The 12,665-nt window shown below is 62.2% G+C and carries 10 protein-coding genes; 8 read left to right on the top strand and 2 right to left on the bottom strand.

The features are described 5' to 3' along the window. Positions 1 to 157 precede the first annotated feature (157 nt). From ACYP2A_RS31770 to ACYP2A_RS31740, 7 genes are all read left to right on the top strand, one after another. A complete protein-coding gene (locus ACYP2A_RS31770; RefSeq protein ID WP_459749901.1) occupies positions 158 to 1,438 on the top strand; it encodes an MFS transporter in 1,281 nt (426 codons plus the stop codon). Positions 1,439 to 1,589: 151 nt separating this feature from the next. Next, positions 1,590 to 2,951, top strand: a complete 1,362-nt coding sequence (locus tag ACYP2A_RS31765) for an SWIM zinc finger family protein (protein ID WP_459749900.1) — start codon at positions 1,590 to 1,592, stop codon at positions 2,949 to 2,951. Next, positions 2,951 to 4,558 (top strand): DUF5691 domain-containing protein, encoded by a 1,608-nt coding sequence (locus ACYP2A_RS31760; RefSeq protein ID WP_459749899.1) that lies wholly within the window; start codon positions 2,951 to 2,953, stop codon positions 4,556 to 4,558. Before ACYP2A_RS31765 ends, ACYP2A_RS31760 begins: the two co-directional genes overlap by 1 nt. Positions 4,559 to 4,571: 13 nt before the next feature. Beyond that, positions 4,572 to 5,654: an ATP-binding protein gene (locus tag ACYP2A_RS31755; protein ID WP_459749898.1), complete on the top strand. Its 1,083-nt coding sequence runs from the start codon at positions 4,572 to 4,574 to the stop codon at positions 5,652 to 5,654. A 7-nt stretch (positions 5,655 to 5,661) separates the two neighbouring features. Next, entirely contained in the window at positions 5,662 to 7,968 is a 2,307-nt protein-coding gene (locus tag ACYP2A_RS31750; protein ID WP_459749897.1) for a DUF5682 family protein, read from the top strand. Further along, positions 7,965 to 9,164, top strand: a complete 1,200-nt coding sequence (locus ACYP2A_RS31745; protein ID WP_459749896.1) for a VWA domain-containing protein — start codon at positions 7,965 to 7,967, stop codon at positions 9,162 to 9,164. Before ACYP2A_RS31750 ends, ACYP2A_RS31745 begins: the two co-directional genes overlap by 4 nt. Positions 9,165 to 9,240: 76 nt before the next feature. Next, positions 9,241 to 9,936 (top strand): DUF6933 domain-containing protein, encoded by a 696-nt coding sequence (locus tag ACYP2A_RS31740; RefSeq protein ID WP_459749895.1) that lies wholly within the window; start codon positions 9,241 to 9,243, stop codon positions 9,934 to 9,936. A 112-nt stretch (positions 9,937 to 10,048) separates the two neighbouring features. Here the strand turns inward: ACYP2A_RS31740 and ACYP2A_RS31735 are convergent, their stop codons facing one another. After that, a complete protein-coding gene (locus tag ACYP2A_RS31735; RefSeq protein WP_459749894.1) occupies positions 10,049 to 10,282 on the bottom strand; it encodes a hypothetical protein in 234 nt (77 codons plus the stop codon). A 334-nt stretch (positions 10,283 to 10,616) separates the two neighbouring features. On the opposite strand from ACYP2A_RS31735, the gene ACYP2A_RS31730 reads away from it, so the two are divergent. Next, on the top strand, positions 10,617 to 11,636 hold the full coding sequence (locus ACYP2A_RS31730) for an AraC family transcriptional regulator (protein ID WP_459749893.1): 1,020 nt from the start codon (positions 10,617 to 10,619) through the stop codon (positions 11,634 to 11,636). A 65-nt stretch (positions 11,637 to 11,701) separates the two neighbouring features. On the opposite strand, the gene ACYP2A_RS31725 is transcribed toward ACYP2A_RS31730, so the two are convergent. Next, entirely contained in the window at positions 11,702 to 12,664 is a 963-nt protein-coding gene (locus ACYP2A_RS31725; RefSeq protein ID WP_459749892.1) for an IS30 family transposase, read from the bottom strand. Position 12,665 lies beyond the last annotated feature (1 nt).

Raw genomic sequence — 12,665 nt, 5'->3', positions numbered from 1 at the left:
TCGTTTTCAGATTTCTTTTAACCCGTCTGCACCGTAGAATCCGCGCCCGATTTCCAGGTGCGAAATTGCCAGATCGTCGACAGAAAGACCTCCCTCCGACTGCCTCTATCAAACAATTGCATGCATCGATTTGTGCTGTTTGAAAACCGAGGGTGTCGTGTCGCGAAAACTGTTGGCGTTGGTGTTGGGGCCGTTGATCGGGCTGTTCATTGTCAGCCTGGGGAATGGGTTCATTTCTTCTTTGACCTCGTTGCGGCTCGACACCGCCGGGGTGTCGGACACGATGATTGGTTTCGTGTCCTCGTCCTACTTTGTCGGCCTGGCGCTGGGCGCGATGTTTGGTGACCGGCTGATCAAAAGCATCGGTCATATTCGTGCCTACAGCAGCTTTGCGTCACTGACGGCGGTGACCTTTTTGCTGCAAGGGTTGATCTTCGATCCGTGGGCGTGGTTCTTTTTTCGGTTAATCAACGGCCTGGCCATTGTCGGCATTTTCCTGGTGGTGGAAAGCTGGTTGCTGTTGTCCGGCGACCCGAAAATGCGCGGCCGGCTGCTGGCGATCTACATGATCGCGCTGTACGGCGCGGGCATGCTCGGCCAACTGCAACTGGGCGTGATCAACGCCTGGGGCGAGACGGCGCCGTTCATGATTGCCGGCATGCTGGCCTCGCTGTCGGTGCTGCCGATGGTGATCCTGCCGCGCGTGTCGCCGGAGGTCGGCGACATCGAACCGCTGCTGCCGCAAGACCTGCTGCGTATCACGCCCACTGGCGTACTCGGCACCTTTGGCTCGGGTATCGCCATTGCCGGCATGTACGCGCTGCTGCCGATTTATTTGCAACGGGTGGGGATGGACATCACTCAGGTGGGTTACCTGATGGCCTGCGTGATCCTGGGCGCGATGTTGCTGCAATACCCGGTGGGGCGCTGGTCCGACCGTCAGGACCGGCAGGTGGTGTTGATCGGCCTGAGCGTATTTTGTGCTGTGTTGTCGTTGCTGATTCTGGTGTTGCCGGACTCGATGATGCTGTTGGCCGTGCTGCTGTTTCTGCTCGGTGGCGGGGTCTTTGCGCTTTATCCGGTCGCGGTCAGCCACGCGACCGACAACGTCGCGGCCGGTGAACTGGTGCGGGTGATCCAGGGCATGCTGCTGATCAACTCGGTCGGCTCGGCGATCAGCCCGCTGATCATCTCGCCAACCATGAAGCATGTCGGCGACAGCGGCTTTTTCTGGTCGTTTGTGGTGCTGAATGTCTTCATGGCGGTGTTCTTCCTCTGGCGCCGCAAGGTCCACCCGGCCTCGACCCCGACTGCACCGTTTGAGGCGGCGACGCAGATGTCGCCAGTGGGTGCCCAGATCCGCGTGACCGATGAACTGGTGCAGGCCACGCTGGAGCGTGAGCATCTGGAAGAGATGGCGGCAGAACCGGCACGGTAAAGATCGTTTGGAAAAAGGCACCTTCTGCAGGTGCCTTTTTTGTGCGCGCTGTTTGCGAACAAATCCGCATTCCTGACATCCAAGGGGTTCTTCAATACAGGTTTGTGCCACTATCGGCGCTCTTACCCGAACGGACTCAAGTAAGCCCTCCATGCAGTTTTCCCGCGAACTCATTCTTCAGCAGGCCCCCGATGCAGCGTCCGCCAAGGCGGCGCAGGGACTGCTCAATGTCGGCAAATGGCAGAGCCTTGGCGTCAACGAGCGCGCCGTCTGGGGCGAGTGCAAAGGCAGCGGCAGCAAGCCGTACCAGGTGCAGATCGACCTCGAAGCGCTGGCCTTCAAGTGCAGTTGCCCCAGCCGTAAATTCCCCTGCAAGCATGGTCTGGCGCTGGCGTTGATCCGCGCCGAACAAAGCACGGCATTCACCGACACCGAGCTACCGGCCTGGGTCGGCGAGTGGCTGCAAGGCCGTCAGCAGCGCGCTGAAAAACAGGAACAGAAAAAGGCCGAAGCGCCTGCGGCCAAACGTCCCGGCGACGATGCTGCGGTGTCTGCCAAGCGTCTGCAACGCATGGGCGCAGGCCTTGATGAGCTGGAGCGCTGGTTGCAGGATCAGGTCGCACAAGGCCTGGCCACGCTGATCGGCAACGAAGGTGCGTTCGAGCAATTGGCCGCACGCATGGTCGATGCGCAATTGCCCGGTGTTGCCTATCGCTTGCGGCCGCTGGCCGGTGTGCCGGGCAGCGGTGTCGTCGAGGGTGTCGACTGGCCGTTGCGGCTGCTCGGTGCGTTTGGCCGTCTGCAATTGTTGATCGACGGTTTCCGCCGTCTCGACAGCCTGCCGGCCAGCGAACGTGCTGACCTGTCGCAAGCGCTCGGCTTGCCGTTGAGCAAGGAAGACGTGCAGGCGCTGGGCGAGGCGTGCACTGACGAATGGCACGTGCAAGGGCAGTGCGTCGAGGAAGAGGACCGCTTGCTGGCGCGCCGTGTCTGGCTGCGTGGCTTGACTACCGGCAGGGTGGCGCTGTTGCAGGACTATGCCCACGGCTCGCGGCAGTTCGAGCAGATTTTCTTGAGCGGTTCGGTGATCGGCGCCGACCTGACGTTCTACCCCGGCGCCCATCCGCTGCGCGCGGTACTCAACGCTGCGCCGACCTTGCTGGAGCGCACCATCGAGTCGCCACGCTTGCCGGCGCAGGCCGCCTTCGACGGTCTGGCCTCTGCGGTGGCTGCCAACCCTTGGCAAAGTCCACAGCCGATGTGCATCGACGACGGCATGCCCGAGTTCGATGCGCAGTCGGGCTGGGTGCTGCGCATTGCCGGCGCCGACGTCGACAGCCGCGTGCCGCTGTACCTCGACAAACGCGATGGCTGGGAGCTGTGCGCGGTGGCCGGCGGCTATCCGCTGCGCCTGTTCAGTGAATGGCATCAGGGCGTCGACGGTTGTTATTTGCGGCCGCTGAGCGCCTGGCAAGGTGAAGCACTGGTCTGGTGTTCACGGGAGACGATTTGATGAGCCTGCTTGATCCTCTGGCGGTCAGCGCCTTGCTCGGCACGCGCAAGCAGACACCTGCGCCGTTGACCGTCGAAGGCCCGATTGGCGTATTGCTCGATGCCATCGTTCGCGACACCGCCAGCACTGAAACGAAATTACTGCGCACTGCCGCCGTGCTCGACCTGTGTCAGCACGCCGGTTGGGTCGCCCCCGATGCGACGACGGCGGCCATCGCGCCCGCACCGCACGACACCCAGGCGCTGCCGCCGGAGCAGAGCCTGGCGTTGCTGACCCGGATCTTTACCGAAGGCCATGAGCGCCTCGGCCAGGTGACCTTGCTGCATCTGGCTAACCGCCAACTGCGCCTGCCGCCGCCGCTGTTGCCCGACCTGCTGGAAAAAGCCCGCCGCGACGACACCTTGCGCGGCCTGCTGGCGCCGGTGCTGGGCGAGCGCGGTCGCTGGCTGGCCGAGCGCAACCCGGCCTGGCAGGTGCAGGCGGTCGACACCCGCGTGGCACTTAACGACGAAATCTGGGACATCGGCAGCCTGGAACAACGCGAGGCGTACCTGCGTGCGTTGCGCGAGCGAGATCCTGTCGGCGCGCGCGAGCGCCTGATCGCCGGGCGCAAAGGCTTCGATGCCCGTGAGCGCGCCGCCTTTGTACGCGCCCTGGACACCGGCCTGAGTGCCGACGATGAACCGCTGCTGGACGAGTTGTGCCGCGACCGCAGCAAGGACGTGCGCCGTGCCGCAGTCGAACTGCTGGTGCTGTTGCCCACCTCGGCGTATCGGCAACGCATGGTCGAGCGCCTGTCCCAATGCGTCACCGTGACGCCCGCCGCGGCCGAGCCCGTCGGCCTGAAAGGCTTGTTCAAGCGCCTGACTCATTCAGCTTCCAATGCACCCAGCGTGCAGATCGAGCCGCCACAGAGTTTTTTTGAAAACGCCAAAGACGACCAGATCGAAGAGGCCGTGCCCAGCGGCGAAGGCCTCGGCCAGCGCGCCTGGTGGCTGTATCAGGTGGTTGCCGCCGCGCCGCTGCAGTTCTGGCGCGAGCTGACCCCGACCGAATGGATCGCCGCCGCGAAACAGACCGACTGGGACGAAGCCCTGGTGCGTGGCTGGTATCAAGCCACGCTGCGTGAAGGCAACGCCGAATGGGCTGCCGCGCTACTGGAGCGGGTGTCTGCCAACGGCACGCATCTGGCGCGCAGCTACCTCGACAGTCAGCCGTTGATCGTGCTGCTGCCGGTGGCCGAGCGCGAGCGGTACTGGCTGCACATCGCCGCCAACGTCAACGACCGCAGCTCGCTGAGCCTGTCCGAACTGCTTGACCAGATCCTGGCCGCGATCCCGGCGCAGGGCCGGCCCAGCGTGGAGTTCTGTCAGCAATTGCTGCCACACCTGCGCACCGGCATCGCTCATGCGCGCAGCGTTTACGACTACAACCTGCGCACGACCCTGCGCGATTTCGCCACGTTGCTGCCGCCTGAAACCTTTGCGCAAGCGCGCCAAGGCTGGCCTGAGGAAGAGACCCTGAATCATCGTCATCAGGCCGAGGCCCTCAACGACTGGCGAAACACCCTGACCCTGCGCGAACACTTACAGACCCTTATTGACTGAAACGGACCTGATCATGAACAGCCCAGTACTGCGCCAGCACGCCGAACAGCAATTCGCCGAAGAACTTCACGAACTGCGCAAACAGGACACCCGCCAACGCCCGACCAATTGGGAAATGTCGCCCTGGGCGGTGATCACCTACCTGCTGGGCGGCAAACTGGACAACGGTTTCGAGGTCAGCGCCAAGTACATCGGTAGCCGCCGGCTGATGGAAACTGCCGTCGCCACCCTGGCCACCGACCGCGCCCTGTTGCTGTACGGCGTACCCGGCACCGCCAAATCGTGGGTCTCCGAGCACCTGGCAGCGGCGATCAGCAACGACTCGACGCTGATCGTGCAGGGCACCGCCGGCACCAGCGAAGAGCAGATGCGCTACGGCTGGAACTACGCACAATTGCTGGCCAAGGGGCCATCCCGCGAGGCGCTGGTCGAAAGCCCGCTGGTGCGCGCGATGGAGCGCGGCAAGACTGCGCGCATCGAAGAATTGACCCGTATTCCGGCTGATGTGCAGGACACGCTGATTACGCTTTTGTCGGAGAAAAGCCTGCCGATTCCGGAGCTGAACAGCGAGGTCCAGGCCGTGCGCGGCTTCAACGTCATTGCCACGGCCAACAACCGCGACAAGGGCGTCAACGAGCTGTCGTCGGCGCTCAAGCGCCGCTTCAACACAGTGATTCTGCCGGTGCCGTCCAGCGAGGCCGAAGAGGTCTCCATTGTTACCAAGCGTGTGGCGGAAATGGGCCGTTCGCTGGAACTGCCCGCACAGCCGCCGGCACTGGCCGAGGTGCGTCGCGTGGTGCAGATCTTCCGCGAGCTGCGCAACGGCCTGACCGAAGACGGCAAGGCCAAGCTCAAGTCGCCCAGCGGCACGCTGTCGACCGCCGAAGCGATTTCGGTGATCAACAACGGCATGGCCCTGTCAGCGTATTTCGGCGACGGCACCTTGCACGCCAACGACGTGGCGGCCAGCCTGGTGGGTGCGGTGATCAAGGACCCGGTACAAGACGCTGTGGTATGGCGCGAGTACCTGGAGACCGTGGTCAAAGAGCGTAGCGACTGGAAAGACCTGTACCGCGCTTGCCGCGAGATCGAGTGATCGCGCCATGTCCGACGCGATCCATCTGTTCGGTATCCGCCACCACGGTCCCGGTTGTGCGCGCAGCCTGTTGCAGGCGCTGCAAAGCCTGCAACCCGACTGCCTGCTGATCGAAGGCCCGCCCGACGCCGAGGCGGTACTGCCGTTTGTGCTCAGCGAGGCGATGCAGCCGCCCGTGGCCTTGCTGGTGCACGCCGAAGGCGACCCGCGCCAGTCGGCGTTCTACCCGTTCGCCGAGTTCTCCCCGGAGTGGCAGGCGCTGCGCTATGCCTTGGGCCAAGGCATTGCCACACGCTTTATCGACCTGCCGGCCACGCATCAATTTGCGCTGGAAAAAGTCTGGCGCGAAGAGGCGCAGGCCGAGGCCGAGACGGCTGTCAGCGAAGAGCCTGCTGAGCCACAACAGGAGCCTGCGGTCGATGCCGCCGACGCCGAGCTGATCCACGATCCGCTGGGCTGGCTGGGCCGCGCGGCCGGCTACGCCGATGGCGAGAGCTGGTGGAACCACATGGTCGAAGAGCGCTGCGACGGCGAGCAACTGTTCGCCGCCATCGCCGAGGCCATGCACGCACTGCGCGAACAAGCGCCGGCCGAGCGCTCGGCGTATTACGTGCGCCGCGAAGCGCTGCGTGAAGCGCACATGCGCAAGTGCCTGCGTCAGGCGGTCAAGGACGGTTATGAGCGCATCGCCGTGGTCTGTGGCGCCTGGCACGTGCCGGCGCTGGCGACGATGCCGGCCGCCAAATTCGACAATGACCTGCTTAAAGGCCTGCCCAAAATCAAAGTCGCCGCCACCTGGGCGCCGTGGACCTACCGCAACCTGAGCAGCGCCAGCGGTTATGGCGCCGGTGTCGATGCGCCGGCGTGGTACGCGCACCTGTGGCGCGAAGGCGACAGCAGCCAGCGGGCGGTGACCTGGCTGGCTCGCGCCGCCCGGCTGTTTCGTGAAGACGGCCTGGATTGTTCGTCGGCACACATCATCGAAGCCACGCGCCTGGCCGAGAGCCTGGCGGCATTGCGCGAACGTCCCGCTGCCGGCCTGGATGAGCTTTTCGAAGCCTTGCAAACCACGGTATGCATGGGCGACGCCGCACCGATGAAGCTGATTCAGGACCGGCTGATCGTCGGTGACCGGCTCGGCAGCGTGCCGCCCGAAGTACCGGCGGTGCCGCTGCAGCGCGACCTGGAACAGTTGCAAAAAAGCCTGCGCATGAAGCCGCAGGCCGCACAGAAAACCCTCGACCTGGACCTGCGTGAAACCGGCGACTTGGCGCGCAGTCATCTGCTGCATCGCCTGGCGGTGCTGAACATCGGCTGGGGCGAACTGGCGCGTAACGGTGTGTCGGCCAAAGGCACCTTCCACGAAATCTGGAGCCTGCAATGGCAGCCCGAACTCGCCGTGGCGATGATCGAGGCCAGCCAATGGGGCAGCACCGTTGAAGACGCTGCCAGCGCCCGGGCGATTGCCAAGGCCAAAGACGCCCGATCGCTGCCGGAGTTGTCGACGCTGGTCGACACCGTGCTGCTGGCCAACCTGCCGCAAGCGGTCGAGCCGGTCACCCATGCGCTGGAAGACCTCGCTTCGGTGGCCACCGACGTCGCCCAGTTGCTCGATGCGGTGCCGGCGCTGACGCGCATTGCCCGCTACGGCAACGTGCGCCAGACCGACACCGGCATGGTCCGCCATGTGCTCGACGGCCTGATCACCCGCGCCGCCATCGGCTTGTCGGCGGCGTGCGCCTCGCTGGACGATGACGCTGCCGCCGCCATGCGCGAACGTATCGGCAAGACCGATGCCGCCATTCGTTTGCTCGACGACCCGGCGCGCAGCCAGGAATGGCAACAGGCGCTCGGCCGCCTGGCGGTGTTCGGTGCCAGCCATGGTTTGCTCAGCGGCCAGGCGGCGCGCTTGCTGTTCGATGCAGGTGTCGATGACGTCGACGCCAGCGCCTCGCGCATGACCCTGGCCTTGTCGCGCAGCGTCGAGCCGGCCGATGCGGCCGGCTGGCTGGAAGGCTTTCTCGACCAGAGCGCACTGATCCTGATGCACGACCCGCGCTTGTGGACCATGGTCGACGGCTGGCTGGCATCACTCAGCCCTGATCACTTCGAACGCATCGTGGCGCTGCTGCGCCGCACCTTCAGCACCTTCTCTTCAGCCGAACGCCGCGAACTGGGCGAGCGCGCCCGGCGGCCGGTTCAGGACGCGGCACCTGTGCCTGTGGCCGCACGCATCGATGCATCCCGCGCCGCGCGGCCGGTGCCATTGCTCGGCCGGCTGCTGGGCCTGACCAACGACGGAGCGCCTTCGTGAACGACGACCATTCACTCTCGCCCAGCGAGGAGCAAGCTCGCCTGCAACGCTGGCGCCTGGTACTCGGCGAAGCCGCCGCCCCGAGCCTGGGCGACTGCGGCCTGGACAGCACGCAGATGAACATCGATGCGGCGTTGACCGCGCTGTACGACCCTGACGGCGCCGGTGGCCTGCGCCGTGGCGGCAGCGGCAAATCCGCGCCCAAGGTTGCGCGCTGGCTGGGGGATATTCGTAAGTACTTCCCCACTCAGGTCGTGCAGGTGATGCAAAAGGACGCCCTGGAGCGCCTGAACCTCAAGAGCATGTTGCTGCAACCGGAGATGCTCGAATCGGTGCAGCCCGACGTGCATCTGGTCGCTTCGCTGGTGTCGCTGTCCGGGGTGATTCCGGCAGAAACCAAAGAGACCGCGCGCATGGTGGTGCGCAAGGTCGTCGACGAACTGACCAAACGCCTCGAAGAGCCGATGCGCAGCGCGGTCAGCGGCGCGCTCAACCGCGCGGTGCGCAACACCCGCCCGCGTCATTCGGAAATCGACTGGAACCGCACCATTCGCGCCAACCTGCGCCACTGGCAGGAAGACTACAAAACCATCGTCCCGCAGACCCTGATCGGCTACGGCCGCAAGGCCCAGCGCAGCCAGCGCGACATCATCCTGTGCATCGACCAGAGCGGTTCGATGGCCGCCTCGGTGGTTTATTCCAGCATCTTCGGCGCAGTCATGGCCTCGCTGCCGGCCGTCACCACGCACCTGGTGGTGTTCGACACGGCGGTAGTCGACATGACCGAGCAGCTCGATGACCCGGTCGACCTGCTGTTCGGTGTGCAACTGGGCGGCGGCACCGACATCAACCGCGCCGTCGGCTATTGCCAGAGCCTGATTCGTGAGCCGCGCAACACCATCATGGTGCTGATCTCCGACCTCTATGAAGGCGGCGTGGAAAAGAACCTGCTGCAACGCGCCGCCGAGCTGGTGGCCTCCGGCGTGCAGGTGATTACCTTGCTGGCGCTAAGCGACGAAGGACGTCCGTTCTACGATGCCGAACTGGCGGCCAAACTGGCAGCCCTTGGCGTGCCGTCGTTTGCCTGCAGCCCGGACCAGTTCCCGGCGCTGATGGCGGCGGCGATCCGCAAGGAAGACATCGGGCTGTGGGCATCGCAGCAGGGCATCGCCACGGCGCGCGCGGCGGCCCGGTAGGCGCACGAGCCTACCCGAGCATGGCGTTTTCAGGCATCCTGAGCCGGTTACTTACACCGTGGAGCGCCAGGACGCTATGCTCGTATTCAACTGCACACAGGCTGCCTGTGATTTTTTCACCCGCAAGGTCAAGGGCTCGACCGTCACGCCTGTGCAGCCTGCGCCCTCCAGACAGTGGCAGGCCGACGTCTTCAACGATGCAGACGCTCGCCCCTTGTCGCTCGATCAATGGCAAGTGCATTGCGTTACCCGCAAACGCAAGCCGGTGCTGCTGGCCATGCACATGACCACGCGCTATGCCATGGTCTTTACCGATATCAAGCGCGGCGACCTGGGCGGCTTTCTCCTGGCGTTCGTCGAGCGCTGGCTCAATCAGATGATGACGCTGGGCATCATGCTCGGGCTGCTCAGCGAGGCCGAACAAGCCGAAGTAGCGGAAGGCTTCATTCAGTCGCATGACCAGTTTCAGATCTTCGCCCGCAGCGACCGCAGCGTGCAGTCGCATATCAATCAGGTGCTGTTTCAGTTTGACCTGCTGCTTGAAGAGGCGCGTGCATTGCCCGCCAACACCCATGAGGCCGCCGGTTTCGATGCACAGGCCAACCGCATGCTGCGCAAGATCGGGCCCAAGGAAACCGGTTATTTCTGCCCGGACGAAGCCATGCTTGCGTACTGGTGGGAGCGGGTCGGGCACCTGGACCGCGCCTCGTCGCAAGAGGCGCAGTTGCGGTTCAAGCTGTTGAAGCGCGATCAGCCGGACAGCGAGGTGTGACAGGACCCTGGCCTGGGTAAAAGCAAAAGCGAGCGCATGCCGCCATGGCATCGCTCGCATGAGAACAGGGTAGCTTGATAGGTGTGAGTGTTATCGCTGTTCTTTCAGGGCGTCAGTGGACATTCACAACGAGTGTTTTTGCCGCCAGCCAATCAGTGCGCACACTGTTATAACCGTGCAGCAGATCGCGCAGAGTGTACTGCACATACACATCGATCATTCTTCTGCGGTGATCGCTTTGGTGTGAACAATCCAGAAGAAAAGTACCGCGCTGTTCATTCATGAAGTGCTGAAAGACAGGCTCGCAAAACTTTTGCAGGCAGTAGAGGGCATCATCATCATCCATAAAATACCTCGTGAAGCTTTGAGCTGGTCCGGGTCCAGGCAATGCGTAGGCAATAAAAAACCGTGACCCTCACGCGGTAAAGAGTGGGGCCTGGAGTAACGATTCTTTTAAACCTGGACCGTAATTATGTACGTGCGTCTCATGGCGCACGCTAACGTTCTGAAGTGCCGGGCTCATTATTGAAATTATGGGCGTCAGGCGACGGTGGAGCCGGGGGTACTTAGAGACGCGGGGTGTCGCCGGCCATTATGGATTACATGAAAAGTAGTGTATTGACGCGCTGCATTTTTTTTTGACATATTCCGCCAATATTCCGCATTTCAGAGGTCGGTCCATGAGTGAGACAGATGTCTACGTCGCGGGATCCCTGTCAGGTTTGTTACTCGGTTATCTGGACGAGCATGCGCTACAAGCACCTCAACTACGCGCCGAACTGTCCAGGCTTTTAAAGCTTGAACGTCTACCCATGGAGGTCTGGTGGCGCCTGCTGGACAAGGTGTATCAAGAGCAACCCCGTGAAGCGCTGGGGCTGGAAATCGGCTTTATGATTCGCCCTCATCACGCCGGCGTTCTGGGGTATCTGGCCATGTCGTGCCAGACTGTTTTACAAGCACTGATGCTGTTTCAGCGTTACCAGGTCATCTTGCATAACCAGACCCCCATGATAGTCAGGCAGGAAGCGGGCGGACTTAATGTAAGTTGGGATTCGGCGTATGGTCTATCGACCCAGGCATCCGATGAAGTTCTTGTCGCCAGCTTATTGGCACTTGCGCGTTCTTTGACCGGGCGTGCCGATGTACAATTTAATGGCGTCAGATTTACCAATAGTGCATCGGATGACTATGCGCGTGTGTGCGAAAAGTGGCTGGGCTGTCCTGTCAGTTTTGAACAATCGGCAGTGTCGATTGTCATTCCTTTATCGGTGTTGGCACTGCCGATCAATACCCATGACACGTACTTGATGCGATTGATGGAACAGCGCGCTGAAAGCATGGCGCGGGTACTGCCACAGCCGGATGAGATACTGTCCTCGCTTAAAACTGCAATCGTGCTTGCCTTGCAGGAAGGGGAGCCGAAGTTTGAACGCATCTGTCAGAAGATGGGCATCTCTTCACGTTCGGTGTATCGCCACTTGCAAGAGCGGGGCATGACCTTCAAGGCAATACTTAACCAGATTCGTCTGAACCTGGCGCTGGATTACCTCGCCAATCCGAATTTACAGCTGCGTGAAATTGCACAGCTGTTGGGCTATGCCGAGCAAAGCGCATTCTCCAGAGCGTTCAAGAGTTGGCATCAGGTCACGCCGTTGCGCTACCGGCAGCATGCCGCGAAGACCCGGTTTATTTCGGAGTAATCAGCACCGCCGCTGAAAATTCATGATTTCAAAGCGGGCGGTTGCAGGAACCGAGTGCAACACGGTCATTGAATTGAAGTGGGGGGCTCATGATACATACCCATCACCTCGGTAATCACTTCAATCGGACATCTGAAATCGAAGCGTTTACGAGGCCGAATGTTCAGTCGATACGAAATGGCGTCCAGCTGTTCCTGGCTGTGCTTCGACAAGTCCGTACCCTTGGGCAGGTACTGGCGAATCAAACCGTTGATGTTCTCGTTACTGCCGCGCTGCCACGGGCTGTGCGGATCGCAAAAGTAAATCGCCACGCCCGTTTTCTGGGTCAGTTCGGCGTGTTTGGCCATCTCACGGCCCCGGTCATACGTCATGCTTTTACGCACGTCCAGCGGCATGCTGTTCAACGCCGCACTGAAGCCTTCGACCGCCGAGGTCGCGGTGGCGTCGCGCATTTTGACCAGGATCAAATAACCACTGGTGCGCTCAACAAGAGTGCCCACCGCCGAGGCGTTGTCCTTGCCCTTGATCAGATCGCCTTCCCAGTGACCGGGCATTTGCCGGTCTTCGATCTCGGGCGGACGCACGTGAATGCTCACCATATCCGGAATCTGGCCGCGTCGGTCAACACCGCCACTGCGCGGTCTGCGGGTGCTTTTGCCTTGGCGCAGACACATGATCAACTCCTTACGCAACTCGCCCACAGGCAGTGCGTAAATGGCGTTGTAGATGGTTTCACGGCAGACGTAAGCTTCTTCAAAATTGATTTTCATGCGACGCAGCTTGCCCGCGATTTGCTCGGGAGAAAAGCCTTCTCGAAGCAAGTAGACAATCAGCTCGAATCGCTCATTGCCCGGCACCAGCTTTCTAGCGGGACAGCAGACTTTTCGACGTTCACGAGTAAAAGCTTGTAACCGCCTCACCAACCCCACATTCCAAGCCCCAACCTGATCCCCGATGCTGAGCTCCCGAAACCTCTCAGGAGCCAGCCGCTCATGATGCGTCCCGACGCCAAAGTCGAAAAAGTCTATC

This window comes from Pseudomonas sp. 3A(2025) (assembly GCF_054589175.1).
This window is presented reverse-complemented; position numbering and strand designations above follow the sequence as displayed.